The organism is Bacillus sp. ES1-5, from assembly GCF_022487605.1.
In the GTDB taxonomy this organism is placed as follows: domain Bacteria; phylum Bacillota; class Bacilli; order Bacillales; family Bacillaceae_G; genus Bacillus_A; species Bacillus_A wiedmannii.
Window position 1 is genome coordinate 83,025 of sequence record NZ_JAKVPU010000008.1, and the last position, 18,432, is coordinate 101,456.

Below are 18,432 nucleotides of genomic sequence, written 5' to 3' on the forward strand. Positions count from 1 at the left end.
CACGAACTTTTCTTAGTTGTATAGACATTGTAATATACTCTTGTTACAATCTAGAACGTATTAGTACTTGCTACTAATTTAAAATACATCTAAAGGAGGACTGTTAACACGACATAGATACTATAACGTGTTAAAAAACAACTATGAAAAAAAGGTTTTACAACATTTGGGCACTAACTTTGGCATTACAAACATTTGTAGCACCTACCCTTTCATTCGCAGAAAATATAGAGAAAACTGCGGAATTGTCTATTGATGAACAAGCTTTAAAAAGCATTGAAGAACATGCAAAGCAGCATAGACATGACGAGGAAAACGACCTTGAAATCTCAGGTGAATATCTTCTCCACTTATCAACAAAACTTCCACTATACGATGCAAACGACTTAAAAACTAAAACAAATATTGAAATTACTGAACCAGTAGTAAAGGCAACGAAGAAAAAAGGGAATACATATTACGTACAAACTACATCCGGTTCTGGTTGGGTTAATAAAGAAAATAATAGTTTAGAAATACAAGAGATTCATAAACTTTCAAATCAAAAACTAATTGTGAAAGATGAAACATCAATATATTCATTCCCTTTCCAATCGTTTAAAGAAGAAACGAAATTACAGCCACAAACAGTAGCTCCTACTGAACAAGCTGGAAATTGGTTTAAAATTCAACTGAACGGAACTGAGAAATGGATTTATGCTCCTTCAGCTACATTCGAAGGTACGAAAGCATCATTATTTGAAAAAACAGGTTCTATCGAAAAAAGAAGCGCAACTTTCTTCAAAACACCATCTAATTTGCCTACAAATAACGTTTATGGTGTTACATTTAAAGAAATGATCGTTCCAAAAGGGAATGAAAACATTCGTCCTGGCTACGCAATGGAACCGAAATACATTACAATTCATGAAACTGCTAATACGAGTAAAGGTGCTAACGCGTTAAATCATGCGAAGTACCTAGATAGTCAAGCCCGCGGAAATACTGATCGTTCAGCATCTTGGCATTTTACAGTAGATGATAAAGAAATTTATCAACACCTTCCATTAAATGAAGTTGGATGGCATGCTGGCAATAAGACTGGAAACTATGAATCTATCGGAATTGAAATTGCTGTAAACAGTGATGGAAATTATACGAAAGCGGTAGAAAACGCACGAAAATTAGCGGCTTTTTTAATGAACGAATTAAATATCTCCCTCGATCACGTTCAAAAGCATCAATTTTGGAGCGGAAAAAACTGTCCTGCATTTATGATTCAACGTGGACAATGGGATGCTTTTTTAAAGGGCACGAACGCTTACTATAATGAACATCGTAAAGATGTTATTCCGCCGCCAGAAGTCCCTCATGAAAAAGACGACATTACAGGTGGATGGTATGAGCAAGACATTCGCCAGTTAGCAGCTAGGAAAATCATGTTCGGTGACGGCAATGGTTCTTACTGGCCAAACCGCCTCGTAACACGAGCTGAGTTTGCAAATTTAATGTCAAGAGCTTTAAATTTACCTGCTGGAAACGCTAAATTTACAGACTTAAACGAAGCACATCCATCTTTAGTGGATGGCATTAAACGTGCTGCTAGCGCAGGTATCATTAGTGGTCGTGGGAATAATAAATTTGATCCCAATGCTACAATAACACGTGATGAAGCTGTTATTATGATTGACCGTGCATTAGAATATAACTGGATTTATAGAAAAGAAGTGAAATTACCATTCACTGACCAAAACTTAGCATACGATAAAAAAGCATTACAAAACGTTTATGCATATGGAATTGTAAAAGGTAACGAACGGAATGAATTCGTACCAAAAGGCACAGCAACACGTGCTGAATCAGCCGCTTTTTTAAATCGAATGCTTAAAGTTATTGAAGCTTAAACAAAAAACTAAAAGGCATAAGAGATAACATTTCTCTTATGCCTTTTATACATCTATTAACCATTTTTAGTCATAAATCTTAAACGTATTCCTAATAACACAAGAACAAAACCAACGAATGGAAGATAGTTCATATCATGTCCTGTGGCTGGAAGTTGTTGATTATTAGAAGAACCTTGCCCTTTTTCGGGTAAGTTTGGCTTCTCTGTTCCTCCACCTGGTGTTTCCGTTCCTTCACCTGGTGTTTCTGTTCCTCCACCTGGTGTTTCTGTTCCTTCACCTGGTGTTTCTGTTCCTCCACCTGGTGTTTCTGTTCCTCCACCTGGTGTTTCTGTTCCTCCACCTGGCTCTTTTTGATTTGTAATTTGAAGTTTTATAACTTCAATTTTTTGATTAGAAATCGTAAACTTGATTTCCTTATTAGATAAAGTGTATCCTTCTGGAGCCTGTACTTCTTTTAAAATGTAATCTCCTGGTTCCAGTTTCTTCGAAGTTGCTTTACCATTTTTATCTGTTGTTAATGTGTCTATTTTCGTTCCGTCTTTCAAAATTTCAAAAACTGCGCCTGCTAATGTTTTATTTGTATCATTCGCATCTACCTTTGTAATTTCTACTTGACCTGTTACTTTTTCATTCAATACTTCTTGTTTTACTACTTCATTTGCTACGATGTTTACTTCTACTGTCACTTCTAGCGCTTTATAACCTTCTGGCGCTTTCGTTTCCTCTAACGTGTATTTTCCTGGCACTACGTTTTCGAATTTCACAACACCATCTTTATCTGTTGTTTTCGTTTCTCCAACTACTTGACCAGCTTCGTTCTTTAACTTAAATTCTGCACCCGCTAGAACTTTTCCACTCTCTGCATCCTTTTTGATTACTTGTAAGCTTCCTAGTTCTTTCGCATTTTCTACTTGTACTTGTACTACTTTGTTTGCTTCTACAACGACTTCGATTTCTTCTTTTAGCAATTTATATCCTTGTGGTGCTTTCGTTTCTTTCAATGTGTATTTTCCTGGTTCTAATTTTTGAGAGATTACTTTACCTGTTTTATCTGTTCGTAATGTCTCTACTTTTTTACCGTCTTTATACACTTCGAATTCTGCGTCTGATAATACTTTCGCCTTATCATTCGCATCTACTTTTACGATTTCGAATTGACCTGTTACTTTTTCGTTCGTCACTTCTTGTTTTACTACTTCATTCGCTACGATGTTTACTTTTACTGTCACTTCTAGCGCTTTATAACCTTCTGGCGCTTTCGTTTCTTCTAACGTGTATTTTCCTGGCACTACGTTTTCGAATTTCACAACACCATCTTTATCTGTTGTTTTCGCTTCTCCAACTACTTGACCAGATTCATTCTTTAATTTAAATTCTGCGCCTGCTAGAACTTTTCCACTTTCTGCATCCTTTTTGATTACTTGTAAGCTTCCTAGTTCTTTCGCATTTTCTATTTTTACTTGTACTACTTTATTTGCTTCCACAACGACTTCAATTTCTTCTTTTAACAACTTATATCCTTGTGGTGCTTTCGTTTCTTTTAATGTGTATGTTCCTGGCTCTAATTTCTTAGAGGTTACTTTACCTGTTTTATCTGTTCGTAACGTCTCTACTTTTTTACCGTCTTTATACACTTCGAATTCTGCATCTGATAATACTTTCGCTTTATTTTTTGCATCCACTTTTACGATTTCAAATTGACCAAGGCTCTTACTGTTCGTTACTTTTACATCAATAACTTTTTCACCGTCAACTGTTACACGAATTACTTGTTTTGTTAACTCATAACCTTCTGGTGCTTTTGTTTCTTCTAACGTATATTCCCCCGGCACTAGTCCGTCTACTTTTACAGTTCCAGACTCATTTGTTGTAATTCCTTCTTTTACAACATTTCCTTTCACATCTTTCAATGTAAATTCTGCGCCTGCTAAACGTTTTGCTTGATCTTTATCATCCGTCTTAATAATTTGTAGAGAACCTAAGACTTTTTCGTTTTCTGCCTCTACTTTTACTATTTCTTTCTCATTTTGAATTATTACTTTCCATTCTTTATTTGAAAGCTTGTAGCCCGTTGGTGCTTTCGTCTCTTTCACTGTGTATTCACCTAATGGTAATTTCGGTGACATCACTTTTCCACTCTCATCTGTTTTCAGTTCCGCTACCTTTTTACCATCTTTATACACTTCGAATTCTGCACCTGATAATACTTTCGTTTTATCATTCGCATCTACTTTCACAATTTCGAATTGACCTGTTACTTTTTCATTCGTAACTTCTTGTTTTACTACTTCATTCGCTACAACATTTACTTCTACTGTCACTTCTAGCGCTTTGTAGCCTTCCGGTGCTTTCGTTTCTTCTAACGTGTATTTTCCTGGCACTACGTTTTCGAACTTCACAATACCATCTTTATTCGTTGTTTTCGCTTCTCCAACTACTTGACCAGCTTCGTTCTTTAATTTAAATTCTGCACCTTCTAGAACCTTTCCACTCTCTGCATCCTTTTTGATTACTTGTAAGCTTCCTAGTTCTTTTGCGTTTTCTACTTGTACTTGTACTACTTTGTTTGCTTCCACAACGACTTCAATTTCTTCTTTTAACAATTTATATCCTTGTGGTGCTTTCGTTTCTTTTAATGTGTACTTTCCTGGCTCTAATTTTTGAGAAATTACTTTACCTGTTTTATCTGTTCGTAACGTATCTACTTTCTTACCGTCTTTATACACTTCAAATTCTGCATCTGATAATACTTTCGTTTTATCATTCGCATCTACTTTCACGATTTCAAATTGACCTGTTACTTTTTCGGGGATCTTTTTATTCACCACATCTACAGTCACTACTTTATTAGTCTCTACATCAACAGAAACTGAACTAGATGATAATTCATATCCTTTCGGTGCTTCTACTTCTTTTAATGTATAGCTTCCAACTGGAAGTTGTTTCGATAAAGCTTCACCTTTATCATCTGTAATAATTGTTTCCACAACTTTCCCATCTTTATCTACAACATCAAATTTTGCACCTGGTAGAAGTTGACCAGATTCACTATCTTTTTTCAATAATTTAAATTGGCCATTCTCTACTTTTTTCGTATTCTTCATAACAAGTTCAATTACGTTTGTATTATCAATTGTTACTTTGACTGGTGTATCAACTTTTATATATCCTTCTGGTGCACTAATTTCTTTTACAAAATAATCACCAAGTGGTAAATCTTTAACTTCCGCAATACCCTTTTCGTTTGTTGTAACAGTAGCTACAACATTATTATCTTTGTCTATAACATCAAATTTTGCGTCTTTTAAAACAATGCTTTCATCGTTTTCATCAACTTTTTTAATTTGTAAATTTCCTTTTTCAGCTGCTGGCTTATTCCATTTCGGCCAGTTAAATTTAAAGTTATGAACCTCAAATCCATCTCTTTGATGTAATCCTCCAACATAGGCTTGTCCATTAATAGAACCACCTTTTGTCTCTACAACTGCATTAGGTGCAAACACACTACCTACTACACCATAACCTTTAGTTGTTATCTTTGTAGCATTAGGAAACACCCAAATTACCTTACTAGCTAACTCAGTAAAAGATGAATTAGGGTCGTATGCTTGAGATGTATTAATTAAGTCTGTTGCTGTCCCAGTATTTCTTGTATCATACAAAATTGCACCGCCACCAAAACTCACTTCTTCTGCATCTGAATAAATAACAATAAAGTCTTTATTCTCTACATTTGGAAGATAAACGTCTTTTACATCAAATGTTTTCTTTCCAGTTTGGCCTGAAGAGACATAAATATTAGGGTTATTTACATCTTCACCGATTCCAAAGCTCATATTAAGTATTGGCTTATCAGTGTGTAATTGGCCCGCATCCCCAATTACACCATCAACGTCTTTTCTAAACTCTTTAAATTTAGCATCAATCTCTGCTTGTTCTTTATAAGAGATACGGTCATATGACGATTTCATTACACCTTCTGGATCACCATCTTTTGTCATTGCCACTGTTCCATCTTGGATAATTACTTGTCCTGCTCCCGCTTTCGTAAATTGACCACCTAGTAATAATGATGGATATCCTTCATCTACCCATGTCGCTCCAGCTAAATTATTCGCTCCAGTTGCAGCTGCTAAGACTGTATAACTTGATGCATTCATATTTTTTTGAATGGCCATCGCACCTTCAATATCCGCACTCGTTGCACTATGATCTCCAAAAATGACTGCGTTGTAATAAGATACATCACCTAAACCTTTTAATTCTGTTGTAGCTGCCTCTGCTTTATTTGGTAAATGGATTAAAAAATTCATACATATTAGTAACACGACTATAAAACTACTACTTAATTTTTTTATTTTTTGATTAAATGATTTCCTCAAAAAATTTATTCCCCCTTTTATGATTCCTAAATTTATGAAAAGAAGCTCATTTCATATGTACCAAGCCTTACTCACAATAACTTAAAATAATCCATTTAAATAAAAACAAGAAACTCTACAACTGCTTAATAACATTACTACAATTCATTTTTGAAATAATACGTGAACTAAACTATCATGCGGAAGTATTTTTTGCATATGGAGCTCAACAAAATTAACCTGAAGAATATTTCATGTGGTGTAACTATTTTGGCAACATCACCCACTTTACAACAGTTTTCTAAAGGATTCAAGTAAATTGTATAGATTTCAGACACAATTCACCTTCATGAAACGCTTTCATTCCTAAAATAAAATGAATAAAAAACGTAGCCAAAAGCTACGTTTTTCTTTCATCGTTTCGGTGTATTTTTATGATTTTTCAAAAACGGAAGCGGGAATTGCTTACGGAAATGTTCTTTAATCATATACTCCACACCGTTCTCACTATTTGAACGTGTAATCCAGTCGGCTGCTTGCTTTAACTCTACAGGTGCATTCCCCATCGCTACCCCGAGTCCTACATTTTCAATTACTTCTAGATCTTCTAAACTATCTCCAATCGCAACCATTTCGTTTAGCGAAATATTCAAATGCTCTCCAAGCAATTGTAATCCACGTAATTTTGATACGTTTTGCGGCAAAATTTCTATTCGTTTTGAATCACACTCAACATACTCTATATCTTGGAATGCTTTTCTTAATGTATTTAGCCCTCGTTCTTTTTCACCTTTACTTTGGAAAATAACATCAATTTTTGGTGCCGCTACTGGATGATCACGAAGCGCATCACCTAACGAGTCTACAAACTGAACCGGGTAAAATAACGGATCTGCACTTGATAATACAGTACGCGCAATTAAGTTTGGTGTATTTCTCTCCCGATTTCCGATTGAAAACCGTTCGTGAGAAATGCGGACGTTACAATCGAAGTGCTCTAACACTTGCACAATGTTAAACGTCTTCTCTTCCGATAATCTTCTTTGAACGTACGGCTTATCTAACGTCGCTGAAACGAACGCACCGCTATGTGTCACTAATATAGAATCTAATTTTAACGCCTTTGCAACTTTATGAGCGGACTGAAAATTACGACTCGTAAATAATGTAACGTATACATCTTTTCTTTTCACAAATTCAATTGTTTCTCTTAATCCTTTTGCAATTTTTCCATTGTTGTATAGTAGTGTCCCATCTATATTAAGAGCTAGTAAGCGATAAATCATGTCGCACTCCCCCTCTTCGCTGTTGTACTCTATCCATAATTTATGAAATAAATGTAGTAAATAGAACGAGTTAGAATTACTACTGAAAATTTGGTTTACTATATACATATACACTCAGCAAAGGAGATAGTACAATGCACGCACCCCCTTCCTTTTATGAAGGCGATACGTTAGAAGTCGCAAAGAAATTACTCGGACAAAAACTTGTACATATTGTAGATGGAATAAAACGAAGCGGAATGATTGTAGAAGTAGAAGCATATAAGGGTCCCGATGATAAAGCCGCGCATAGTTACGGCGGGAGACGAACAGACCGTACAGAAGTCATGTTTGGCGCACCAGGACATGCTTACGTATATTTAATTTACGGTATGTATCATTGCTTCAACGTCATTACAGCACCAGTTGGCACCCCGCAAGGCGTTCTCATTCGAGCCCTTGAGCCAGTAGATGGAATAGAAGAAATAAAATTAGCGCGCTACAACAAAACAGACGTTACAAAAGCGCAGTATAAAAATTTAACGAATGGCCCTGGCAAACTATGCCGTGCCCTCGGAATTACGTTAGAAGAACGAGGCATATCATTACAAAGCGACACATTGCATATTGAACTCGTCCCAGAAGAAGAACACATATCATCACAATATAAAATAACAGCAGGACCTCGTATTAACATCGACTATGCAGAAGAAGCTGTACATTATCCGTGGCGTTTTTATTATGAGGGGCATCCGTTTGTTTCAAAAAAATAAACGATATCGACTTATCGACAAATAAAAGAAGACTGTTCCACAACGGAACAGTCTCTCCCTTTTTACTCCGCGCCTTCCGCAGTCGCAATATTATCCTCTAAGTTTTCTCTAGATAATTCAGCCGTCATAAAGTCAGCTGTTTCTGGAAGTGCTAAATGCATATGAGCTTTTTGACAAATTTGGATTGTACAGTTTTCAACAACATAATCGAAAACATGTCCGCCTCCGCTTCTTTCATCATCAATGTAATGTAAGTGGAAACCAGCTACACCAATACCTTGCGCGTAATCTGGTGTCCAAAATCCAGCAAGCGTACCTTCTGTATGTTTAAATGAAAAGATTGGTTGTGATTTCGTCACTTCAACGAGCGGTGTATACGGTTTTTCTTGTCTTGGAACAGTTCTCGTTCTTACTTCACGGAACGTACCGTCCATTCGAATAGCGTAAAATAAGTTTTTACTTGGCATTAATTCATGTAATAATGCCTCAACTTCTTCACGATTCATCGGACGTTCTACCGTATAACTCATTTCTTTTTCAAAAAATGTTACAGTCGCAAACGGTGTTGTTTCTTCCGGTTCTACTTTTTCTGCTGAACCGTCTGAACGTAAATGATAAAATTCGTTATCAAACGCGATCATTTCACCATCTAATTGATCAAATGTGCCGATGCCGAAATCACCACGTTCTTTCAATTCCTCAAAGCTAATTACACCATCATATATACCATCTAATAGCGCAAGCATTGTAGATGTTTGATATACTTCATTACTCGTTTTCGTTCTTTTTGCATCAATATCAATGAATTGTGCAACAGTCATCTCAATCATGCCTCCATTAGTTTAATTGGTTTGGTAATAATTTTTCGCTTAATTTAATGTTGTCACGGTAGTCAATTGGAACATCAATAATGACAGGTCCGTCTGCTGCTAATGCTTCTTTTAATACACCTTCTAATTCATCAGGCGTGTTAACGCGAAGACCTTTTGCACCGAAGCTTTCTGCATATTTCACAAGATCGACATCGCCAAACTCTGTAGCGGATGTTCTACCATATTTCATCATTTGTTGGAACGCAACCATATCATACGTACCGTCTCTCCATACAAGATGTACGATCGGTGCGTTTAAACGTACCGCTGTTTCTAATTCCATCGAAGAGAATAAGAAACCACCATCACCTGACACGGAAACAACTTTCTTGCCCGGTTCAACTAAAGTAGCGGCAATTGCCCAAGGAAGTGCAACACCTAACGTTTGCATACCGTTACTAAATAATAATCTACGTGGTTCATAAGAACGGAAACATCTTGCCATCCAAATAGAATGTGAACCGATGTCACATGTCACAGTTGTATCGTCACTAATTAAAGAACGAAGTGTACGAATCACTTGAAGCGGATGCGTAACACCTTCTGAAGCACGGTTTGGAACTTCTGCTTGTTCTGATAATTTCGCGCGTAATCGTTCTAACACTGCTTCTGATTTCGTACTTAATACAAGTTTCGGTAATTTCTCCGCGATGCTATTTACAGTTAAAGCAATATCCCCAATTAATTCGCGCTCTGGTTGGTAATCATGGTCGATATCTGCTTGATGGTCATCAAGATGGATAATCGTTCTGTCTCCAAGTTTATTCCAGAATTTCGGATCATACTCAATTGGGTCATAACCGATAGAAATAACAAGGTCTGCTTCTTCTAGTAAAATATCACCTGGTTGGTTACGGAATAATCCAACACGGCCGAAGAAATGATCTTCTAACTCACGCGAAATTGCACCAGCTGCTTGATATGTTTCAACGACAGGAAGTTCTGTATCCGCAATTAATTCACGAACGGCTTTCGTCACTTCATTTGTGCTCGCTCTCATACCGAGTAAAATAACTGGTAATTTCGCCGATTTTATTTTTTCTACTACATATGTAATTTCATGTGTGGGAGCGATTCCAAGTTGTGGCTTAGAAAGCGCACCGATAGACTCTACAGTCGTTTCCGCTGTCATAACGTCTTGCGGAAGACTTACTAAAGTAGCTCCTGGATTTGTGGAAGTCGCACTTCGGAATGCATTACTTAATGCTTCTGGCACATTATCAGGATGCTCTACTTCTACGCTATATTTTGTGATTGGTTCGAATAGTGCAGCATTATCCATAGATTGATGCGTACGTTTTAATCGATCCGTGCGTGGAACTGCACCAGCTAAAGCAACAACGGGATCACTCTCCGCATTCGCAGTAACAAGACCTGTCGCTAAATTCGATGTCCCTGGTCCTGAAGTTACAAGACATACGCCCGGTTTCCCTGTTAATCTACCAATAGCAGCTGCCATAAATGCTGCGTTTTGTTCATGACGACAAACAATTAACTCTGGTCCTCTTTCTTGCAGTACATCAAATACAGAGTCAATCTTCGCTCCTGGAATACCGAAAACATGTGTAACACCTTGTTTAATTAAACAATCAACAACAAGATCTGCTCCTTTTGTTTTTGTTTTCACGTCGTTTGCTTTTACACCTGTACTCAAACTAATCATCCCTTTATTTCATAATGTGTGTAATAAAGATTTTTAATTTCACCTAGTTAATTAATGTGGTGAAGTATTATTTATCATTATATTACAAATGCATTATTTTTCCAACAATATGAATTTGGCAGTTTTTTGACAACCATTAAGGAATACGCTTACAACCCTTTGTTTATCCTAGAATAATAATTTTATATCTCATCTAAAAATGCACGAAAAACTTTCATCTAGTCACAGTATTAAAAACATTACAGTACCTTGCAAAGAACACTACTAAATGATATATTTGTAAATATTGGAATACCCAATAATTGGAATGAACTTTATAATTCGTATTCCCCTTTTCAAAAAATAGGATTCTCAGCTGTAATTCATCATTTTATAAAGGAAAGTGATTGTTATGAACAAAAGTGAATTTTTGGAACAACTTAGTTCCTCCCTACGGAATATGCCTAATTCAGAAAAAGAGGATATTATCTCAGAGTATGAAACTCATTTTATTAGCGGTAAACAAGATGGGAAATCTGAAGAGGAAATTTCTAAAAAACTAGGAAACCCTAAAACTATTGCTAAAGAACTTACTGTTTCATATGCAATAAGCAATGCTGACAGTAAACGAAGCTTCAAAAATATAATAACCGCACTATTTTCTGTTATGAGTTTAAGTGTTTTAAACTTTACCTTTATCATTATCGCCTTTTTCGTACTACTCTTTTTATTACCGGTTCTTCTAGCACTGATCATTGCCACTCCATTATTAATTATTTCACCTATTTTATTAATAGGATTAGGATTTTTTAAAGGGTTTCATCAAATCAGTTATTCCGATGTTTATAATGTGTTCATCGCTTTTTGCGTCGGTTTACTCATATCCGTCATATGTTACCAAATGGTAAAACATCTATACGGAGCTTTAGTAAAGTATTTGAAATGGAATATAGCTATTTTACAAAGATAATAATGAATATGAAAGGAGATTCAAATGAAGAAGTATACTTTATATCTACTCATGTTACTTACAATTTTATTTCTATCAGCTTGTTCAAATAGTGCACAACATGAGGAAGAAAACGATGTGCAATCTATTAAAGATGTAACGATTAAAATTCCAGAAACTATATTCACTTCCTCAAAAAAGAATGAAACGATTAACGAAGACGAAATGAAACAAAATATAAAAACGTATTTAAATTATAGCGGAGAGTTATACGAAAACATCGTTCCACTTTCGTCAGCCATGTCTGACGAGAATGCCACGGAATCCGATCGGGAGAAATTAAAAAAACTAGTAGATTTAGCAAAACAAAATGATGCGAATTTCCATGATTTTATTAGTAACAATACGATCCCCGATGATTACAAACAGCCTTCGAAGGAAATTCATGATTACATTTCAGCGTCTACGGCACTTTCAGTAGAACTAGAGCAAGAATTAGACAAAATCGCGCAAGATGGTAACTTATTCAAAACTGATTTTTCTTTTACAAAACGCTTTGAGAAAGTTAATGGTAGGAAGCAAAAAGAAATTGAAACATTTTTGAAGGAAAAGAATATTAAGACGGAGTATTTCCACAAATAACAAACAAAAAAGACGCCCCTATACAGGGGCGTCTTCCACTATTACGCTTGTTGTTGCGCGTTATATAATTCTTCAAGTGGCTGCATGATAATTTTGTTAACATCAGTGATAACGATGTTTAAACGTTGTTCAGTTTCCATTAACTTTGTGATTTTAGCATCTTGTTGAATGCGAGCTACAACTTCTTGTGCTTTTTGGTTATCTTCTTCAGTGATTTCTTGACCTTGCATCATTTTTTGTTGTAGGCCAAGTTGCATTGTACGGAACTCATCGAATAAGTTCTTTGAATTTGCATCACCTTGTACTGCTGCGTAGCTTGCTTTTAATGTTTGGAAATCTTCGTTTTCAGCGATTGCTTTTTGTAATTCATATGCAACATCATGAATGTTTTTTGTCATTTTATTTTTCCTCCTTTAGAAGGCTAGCGCTTTTCGCTCACACTGCCTTTTAAGTGCATTTACATACGCACCTCTTCTTACCATATCAAACTATGCAAGAGATGTGAAGAAATTTCACTTTTATTTCTATGTACTTATCTCTACTACCTAAGGAACAACAGTAATAGCCCTTGCACGAGTCCAATCATTCCGCCTAATAAGGCACCTAAATACGTAATCATTTTCAGCTCATTTTTTGTAATGGACAGCACTAAATCTTCTAGTCGCTCTGTTGAAAATGTAGACACTTCTTGCTGCACAATTTCCGCAAGATGTAGATTTTTTAATATACTTTCTACGTTTTCTGTCCCCCACTTCAAGCCTTTTGTTACTACGCTTGGAAGCACTTTTTCAATAATTGTTTCTCGAACTGGCTCACATACTTGCTGCACAGATTGATTTAAAAACTTACTCACTGTTTCTTCAACTTTAACTGCTGACAATATGGAGCTTACAATCATTTCTTTTTCTACAAACGTTTCTACTTCTTTTACATCTCTTCCTTTTAACTTTTCCCACTCTTTTTGCAGTACATCAGTTAAAAGCTGCTTTGTGCCATCTTGCCCTAAAAACTTAATAACTTCTGGCTGTACACGATCCACTACACTTACATTCCCTAAAAACATTCCGACTAAGTTAAGCAGCGTTCCCCTAGAAGCAAAGAAATCATCAATCATTTTTGAAAGACGTGCTTTCCCTTCTTCACTTTCAAAAAAATGAATTCCTCGATTTAAAATAAACGCCGAGACATTTGGGATTGTATTCTCTATTTTTTCATGAACAGAATGAGGTAAAGCCTGTTCCCATGTATATGTATAATACTCTGCTAAAAATGCCTCTATTTTTTCTGTAATTACATGCTCGATTTTCTCGGTCGCCTCTTTTTCTACATGTACTAAATTCCATGTTTCTAATATTTGTCGTAACGACTGTTCATTCGTAATTACTTTATCCACTTCTACTTGTGTCCATTGAATTAAACTTTTTTGAAACTCTTCATTTGTTAATTTTTTTCCGATTCCTTCTGGCGTTAACAAATGTTCGACAACCATTTTTCCTAATTGAACAGCAAGCTCATCGCGGCGTTTCGGAATTAACCCTGGTGTAAATGGAACTTGAAACTTTCCAATATAAATAGGGCGATGAGGACGAAATAACATTTTTATCGCTAAATGATTTGTGAATCCTCCAATAATCGCTCCGAGCCCTGTCGTCGTTAACATACTTAACCATATATTCATTACAATCAACCTTTCGCTTCTTCAAAACTATAGCATATCATCATACGGACAAAAGTATAATGGTATAAAAACGTATTTGCAATATATAGCTATGCCTATTATGCCAACATTTTGTTAGTAAAGGAGTGATTTCGTTGGTTCTCGGTATTTTAACTTCTCACCCTCATTATGAGCAAATGTATCACACCGAAATCGCTAAACGCGCTCGGTTTTATCATAATGTCGTTGCCCAGTTTACGCCATTTGGTATTGATCCTAAAACAGATCTTGTCTCTGGTCTGATTTATGATACAGATACAGGAAAATGGAAAGAGCAAATATTCCCTATTCCTTCTTATATTTACGATCGTTCTTCTTTTAACGAGGAAACAGACTTCGACAAAGCAAAATCAATTATTCACTCATTACACAACCGTGCTTCCACTACCTTTTTAAATAACACACTCATTGACTTGAGCGAACTACATGATTTATTTCTCACGAATAAAAAATTATCTCCTTATATACCAAAATTCGAAATAGCAACGATACAGAACATTTTCAAACTGTTATTAAAAACAAAAGATATTATTATACGTCCTACCCATACACATTCCAATGAAAGTCTGTACCGGATTGCTTATAAAAATAAAACGTTTCATATCGATACGATAAATGATGACTATCATACTTCTACTCCAATCAAACGGACAGATGAATTTATATCTTGGTACAAATCTAACATACGATCAGCACGTTACATCACCCATACAATGCTGCAACCACCAAATCAATTAACATACCCGCTCCATATTCGAACCATTTTGCAAAAAAATAAAGAACAGAAGTGGACTGCTATCGGCCAATTTATACAAAAAAGCTCATTTCCGAATCAACTTTTACTTTCGGCAACGGATGATTCCTCGCTGCATTCATTTTCGAAAATTAAATACGTACTATCTAGTACCGGTGTACAATTATTACAAGACGCTTTACATGACATTATAAATGAAGTGTTTCAAACATTAGATGAATCTTATTCTTCGTTATTCGAGCTAGAGCTTTCCACCATTATGGATCAAAAAGGGGCAATTTGGCTTATGTATGTCAACACGATTCCCCCGTACGAACATTACATTCGTCATAGTGATGCACTAGCCGAAAAAATATATCATGGACCACTAAAGTTTAGTCGCTTCACACCATAATGAAAGGAGGTAACACCATTTTGAAAGAGCACATATATACATTAAACATTTCAGATGAGCATCCAAATAGCATTACTTTACCTTACATTTTTTCCATTACACCACCAATTGCATCTCTTTCCTTCGGCGTACGCCATGTTGCAAGTGAAGAGGTGAAAATTCATTATTCCTTTACTCGCGAAATCATTATCGGAAAACAAATTGCAGAGAAGCTCTTACTTCCTCATTCCACTACTATCCATGCATTCACGCAAAATGAAACCATTATTTTCGGACCATTAATCGGGATTTTCACAACTGGTTTTAACGATGACTCTTCTAACCCTTTAGGAAACCGATCAACTTCTCTTGGCGAGTTACTAACGCCGCCATTCACCTTACGACCATTTGTATTCGTTTTTGGTGTGCAACATATAGACTGGGAAGATGAAACAATTGAAGGGTATTTCTTTCAAGAAGGGCAATGGATTAAGAAAAAAGTCCCGTTACCGAATGTCATTTACGATCGATTACCAAATCGTAAAGCCGAAAATTATAAACCGATCGTAAGAGCAAAAAGAAAATTAGAGCATGACTATTCCATTCCGTGGTTTAACCCAGGGTTTTTCAATAAATGGGAAGTGCATCAACTTCTTATGAAAGATGAATCCATTATTCCCTTATTACCAAACACGGAAGCTTTTCAACATTTCGAACAAGTAGAACGCTTTCTTGGCACGTATAAATCTGTTTACATGAAACCGATACACGGTAGCTTCGGAAGAAACATTCATCAAATATTTTACTCTCAAACAGAGAATTGCTACTACTGTCGTTATCGCGAAAATGAAGAAAATAAACTAAGAAAGTACCAATCATTAGAAACGCTTCTGAACCATGTGTTAAAAGGACATGATTTAAAAAAGTTTATCGTACAACAAGGTATTTCCTTACTTCGCTTCGATGGGCAACCTGTTGATTTTCGCATTCATACAAATAAAAATCATTTCGGCCAGTGGATAGTCAGTGCAATCGTTGCAAAAATTGCTGGCAAAGGTAGCTTAACAACGCATGTAAATAGTGGTGGCGATACAAAATTACTGCAAGAACTTTTTCCAGATCCAACGAAACAAGTTCAAATTGAAAATAAATTAAAACATACAGCCTTACAAATCAGTTACGCGCTCGATGAACAAGTAACCGGAAATATTGGAGAAATTGGTTTTGATATCGGTTTAGACACGCAGGAAAACCCGTGGCTCTTTGAAGCAAACTCTAAACCTGGGCGAACTGTATTCCAAGATGAAAAGTTAAAAGAACAAAGTGAACTGACGCGCCAATTATTTTACGAATATGCCATCTACTTAACTGAACATTCTTTGCGCGATGCAAAAGAAAAAATGGCTCAAATAAAATCCGGAACTCCATCAAACACCGAACATATCCCGTCTCCTATGATTCACTCACAAATACGAAAACAAAAACTTCCACCTCATTCATAAGGTGGAAGTTTTCTATTTACACAAGTTTCACTACAACCTCTGTTTCCACATTACACATCCCGCAATAAAAAACATGATTGCAGTACTCTTGTGAATTACTATGTGTTAAACCATCTACTGCACTTAATAATTCTTGATCCATATACGCACTATAATCGTCTATGTAATCTACAGTTTTCCCATAATCTTGGAGTATACCTTGGCAATTTTGACAAGAATATGTTTGTGATTCTAATGCGTTGCAAAGCGGGCAAATTCCCATCACGATTCCTCCATACGTTATCATTTACAAGCAGATTGAAGAGAGCATCTAGCCGTGCATAGGAGCGTCCTGTCCCCCCCCTATTTAAAATAGAACTATAAAGTTGCTACCGATGTAATTTTAGTAAGTCATAAATAAGAAGTTAATGATTTGCCCCACAATAGCGGGATACAAAAAGAAAAACATATTTCATATCGCTCTTAGTTTAGCCTTCTTTCTAAAAAATACAACGATTACTCTTATTTCATAATTTACGAAATCACTAAGATTTTTTTACAAAATTTACAAATTAATATTTCGTATATCTTTCTAGGTAACATCCATACTATGAGTACAAACTTAATTACGATGGATTAGCGCCAAACGGGGCGATAATCTGGTTCAAATCCAGCTAGTCCAACCAAAAAAAATTTTTATAACTCTAAGGAGGATATATTCCTATGGCAAACCAAAATTCTTCAAATCAATTAGTAGTACCAGGAGCAACAGCTGCAATCGACCAAATGAAGTACGAAATCGCTCAAGAATTTGGTGTACAATTAGGAGCAGATTCTACGGCTCGTGCTAACGGTTCTGTTGGTGGAGAAATTACAAAACGTCTAGTTGCAATGGCTGAGCAAAGCCTTGGCGGATTCCAAAAATAAATATATATGGCAAAAAGGTCTCAAGGCATATGCCTTGAGACCTTCCTTCATTTACTGCAACATTTGTAAAAACTTCTTCGTGCGTTCTTCTTTTGGATTTGTAAATACATCTTCTGGTGTACCTTGTTCGACAACGACACCGCCATCCATGAAAATAACGCGGTTCGCAATTTGATGCGCAAAACGCATTTCGTGCGTTACAATAACCATCGTCATGCCTTCTTTAGCAAGTTCTTTCATGACTTTCAGAACTTCTTGAACGAGTTCAGGATCAAGTGCCGACGTCGGCTCATCAAATAGTAATACTTCCGGCTCCATCGCAAGCGCGCGAGCAATTCCAACGCGCTGTTGTTGTCCGCCTGATAATTGGAACGGGTATAAGTCTACTTTATCCGCAAGACCAACTTTTTCAAGGAAATAGTTTGCTTTTTTCTTCGCTTCTTCTTTCCCCATCTTTTTCACTGTAACGAGCCCTTCCATTACATTTTGAAGTGCTGTTAAATGCGGAAATAGATTATGGTGCTGGAATACCATACCTGTTTGCGTACGAAGATTGACAATATCTTTCTTCGATACTTTTTGAGAGAAGTCGAGCTCTTTATTACCGATGCGAATATTACCAGCGTTCGGCGTTTCTAGCACGTTGAGACAACGCAGGAATGTCGTTTTACCAGATCCAGATGGACCGATAATAACAACAACTTCCCCCTTCTCAACTGATAAATCTATATGTTTTAGTACGGTATTATCTCCGAAACTTTTTTGTAAATTTTGAATTGAAATCATAAAA

The 18,432-nt window shown here is 36.1% G+C and carries 15 protein-coding genes; 7 read left to right on the top strand and 8 right to left on the bottom strand.

What is annotated here, in order from left to right:
• Positions 1–143 precede the first annotated feature (143 nt).
• Positions 144–1,883: an S-layer homology domain-containing protein gene (locus tag MKO96_RS22355; protein WP_240588725.1), complete on the top strand. Its 1,740-nt coding sequence runs from the start codon at positions 144–146 to the stop codon at positions 1,881–1,883.
• 56 nt (positions 1,884–1,939) lie between these two features.
• Here the strand turns inward: MKO96_RS22355 and MKO96_RS22360 are convergent, their stop codons facing one another.
• Positions 1,940–6,268 carry a SpaA isopeptide-forming pilin-related protein gene (locus MKO96_RS22360; RefSeq protein WP_240588726.1) on the bottom strand — a complete coding sequence of 1,443 codons (4,329 nt, stop codon included), beginning with the start codon at positions 6,266–6,268 and terminating at the stop codon, positions 1,940–1,942.
• Positions 6,269–6,660: 392 nt separating this feature from the next.
• The gene (locus MKO96_RS22365; protein WP_240588727.1) at positions 6,661–7,533 is read right to left on the bottom strand and encodes a Cof-type HAD-IIB family hydrolase; all 873 of its coding nucleotides are present in this window, start codon (positions 7,531–7,533) and stop codon (positions 6,661–6,663) included.
• Between the two features lie 134 nt (positions 7,534–7,667).
• On the opposite strand from MKO96_RS22365, the gene MKO96_RS22370 reads away from it, so the two are divergent.
• A complete protein-coding gene (locus tag MKO96_RS22370) occupies positions 7,668–8,285 on the top strand; it encodes a DNA-3-methyladenine glycosylase (protein WP_240588728.1) in 618 nt (205 codons plus the stop codon).
• A 62-nt stretch (positions 8,286–8,347) separates the two neighbouring features.
• On the opposite strand, the gene alsD is transcribed toward MKO96_RS22370, so the two are convergent.
• Together alsD and alsS are read right to left on the bottom strand one after the other, a co-directional pair.
• Entirely contained in the window at positions 8,348–9,106 is a 759-nt protein-coding gene (alsD, locus tag MKO96_RS22375; RefSeq protein WP_048562437.1) for an alpha-acetolactate decarboxylase, read from the bottom strand.
• A gap of 16 nt (positions 9,107–9,122) precedes the next feature.
• Positions 9,123–10,811: an acetolactate synthase AlsS gene (alsS, locus tag MKO96_RS22380; protein WP_240588729.1), complete on the bottom strand. Its 1,689-nt coding sequence runs from the start codon at positions 10,809–10,811 to the stop codon at positions 9,123–9,125.
• A gap of 400 nt (positions 10,812–11,211) precedes the next feature.
• Between alsS and MKO96_RS22385 the strand changes: the two genes are divergently transcribed.
• Together MKO96_RS22385 and MKO96_RS22390 are read left to right on the top strand one after the other, a co-directional pair.
• Positions 11,212–11,769: an HAAS signaling domain-containing protein gene (locus MKO96_RS22385; protein ID WP_240588730.1), complete on the top strand. Its 558-nt coding sequence runs from the start codon at positions 11,212–11,214 to the stop codon at positions 11,767–11,769.
• A 24-nt stretch (positions 11,770–11,793) separates the two neighbouring features.
• Positions 11,794–12,390, top strand: coding sequence for an NDxxF motif lipoprotein (locus MKO96_RS22390; protein WP_240588731.1), 597 nt, complete (start codon positions 11,794–11,796; stop codon positions 12,388–12,390).
• A 41-nt stretch (positions 12,391–12,431) separates the two neighbouring features.
• Here the strand turns inward: MKO96_RS22390 and MKO96_RS22395 are convergent, their stop codons facing one another.
• The gene (locus tag MKO96_RS22395; RefSeq protein ID WP_048545636.1) at positions 12,432–12,788 is read right to left on the bottom strand and encodes a YlbF/YmcA family competence regulator; all 357 of its coding nucleotides are present in this window, start codon (positions 12,786–12,788) and stop codon (positions 12,432–12,434) included.
• 143 nt (positions 12,789–12,931) lie between these two features.
• Positions 12,932–14,068: a DUF445 domain-containing protein gene (locus MKO96_RS22400; protein WP_240588732.1), complete on the bottom strand. Its 1,137-nt coding sequence runs from the start codon at positions 14,066–14,068 to the stop codon at positions 12,932–12,934.
• Between the two features lie 134 nt (positions 14,069–14,202).
• Between MKO96_RS22400 and MKO96_RS22405 the strand changes: the two genes are divergently transcribed.
• Together MKO96_RS22405 and MKO96_RS22410 are read left to right on the top strand one after the other, a co-directional pair.
• A complete protein-coding gene (locus MKO96_RS22405; RefSeq protein ID WP_240588733.1) occupies positions 14,203–15,255 on the top strand; it encodes a YheC/YheD family protein in 1,053 nt (350 codons plus the stop codon).
• A 20-nt stretch (positions 15,256–15,275) separates the two neighbouring features.
• Complete coding sequence (locus MKO96_RS22410; protein WP_240588734.1) at positions 15,276–16,736, top strand: YheC/YheD family endospore coat-associated protein; 1,461 nt, start codon at positions 15,276–15,278, stop codon at positions 16,734–16,736.
• A 16-nt stretch (positions 16,737–16,752) separates the two neighbouring features.
• On the opposite strand, the gene MKO96_RS22415 is transcribed toward MKO96_RS22410, so the two are convergent.
• On the bottom strand, positions 16,753–16,998 hold the full coding sequence (locus tag MKO96_RS22415; RefSeq protein ID WP_000510463.1) for a hypothetical protein: 246 nt from the start codon (positions 16,996–16,998) through the stop codon (positions 16,753–16,755).
• Positions 16,999–17,438: 440 nt separating this feature from the next.
• On the opposite strand from MKO96_RS22415, the gene sasP reads away from it, so the two are divergent.
• The gene (gene sasP, locus MKO96_RS22420) at positions 17,439–17,642 is read left to right on the top strand and encodes a small acid-soluble spore protein, SasP family (RefSeq protein ID WP_000013339.1); all 204 of its coding nucleotides are present in this window, start codon (positions 17,439–17,441) and stop codon (positions 17,640–17,642) included.
• Between the two features lie 51 nt (positions 17,643–17,693).
• Here sasP and MKO96_RS22425 read toward each other — a convergent pair whose 3' ends face one another.
• Complete coding sequence (locus MKO96_RS22425) at positions 17,694–18,428, bottom strand: amino acid ABC transporter ATP-binding protein (RefSeq protein ID WP_098275605.1); 735 nt, start codon at positions 18,426–18,428, stop codon at positions 17,694–17,696.
• Positions 18,429–18,432: the final 4 nt, after the last annotated feature.

Bases quoted from the DNA above. Each gene is read 5' to 3' on its own strand.
- MKO96_RS22355 (WP_240588725.1), top strand. From the start codon at position 144: ATGAAAAAAAGGTTTTACAACATTTGGGCACTAACTTTGGCATTACAA.
- MKO96_RS22365 (WP_240588727.1), bottom strand. From the start codon at position 7,533: ATGATTTATCGCTTACTAGCTCTTAATATAGATGGGACACTACTATAC.
- MKO96_RS22370 (WP_240588728.1), top strand. From the start codon at position 7,668: ATGCACGCACCCCCTTCCTTTTATGAAGGCGATACGTTAGAAGTCGCA.
- alsD (WP_048562437.1), bottom strand. From the start codon at position 9,106: ATGACTGTTGCACAATTCATTGATATTGATGCAAAAAGAACGAAAACG.
- MKO96_RS22385 (WP_240588730.1), top strand. From the start codon at position 11,212: ATGAACAAAAGTGAATTTTTGGAACAACTTAGTTCCTCCCTACGGAAT.
- MKO96_RS22390 (WP_240588731.1), top strand. From the start codon at position 11,794: ATGAAGAAGTATACTTTATATCTACTCATGTTACTTACAATTTTATTT.
- MKO96_RS22395 (WP_048545636.1), bottom strand. From the start codon at position 12,788: ATGACAAAAAACATTCATGATGTTGCATATGAATTACAAAAAGCAATC.
- MKO96_RS22400 (WP_240588732.1), bottom strand. From the start codon at position 14,068: ATGAATATATGGTTAAGTATGTTAACGACGACAGGGCTCGGAGCGATT.
- MKO96_RS22415 (WP_000510463.1), bottom strand. From the start codon at position 16,998: ATGGGAATTTGCCCGCTTTGCAACGCATTAGAATCACAAACATATTCT.
- sasP (WP_000013339.1), top strand. From the start codon at position 17,439: ATGGCAAACCAAAATTCTTCAAATCAATTAGTAGTACCAGGAGCAACA.
- MKO96_RS22425 (WP_098275605.1), bottom strand. From the start codon at position 18,428: ATGATTTCAATTCAAAATTTACAAAAAAGTTTCGGAGATAATACCGTA.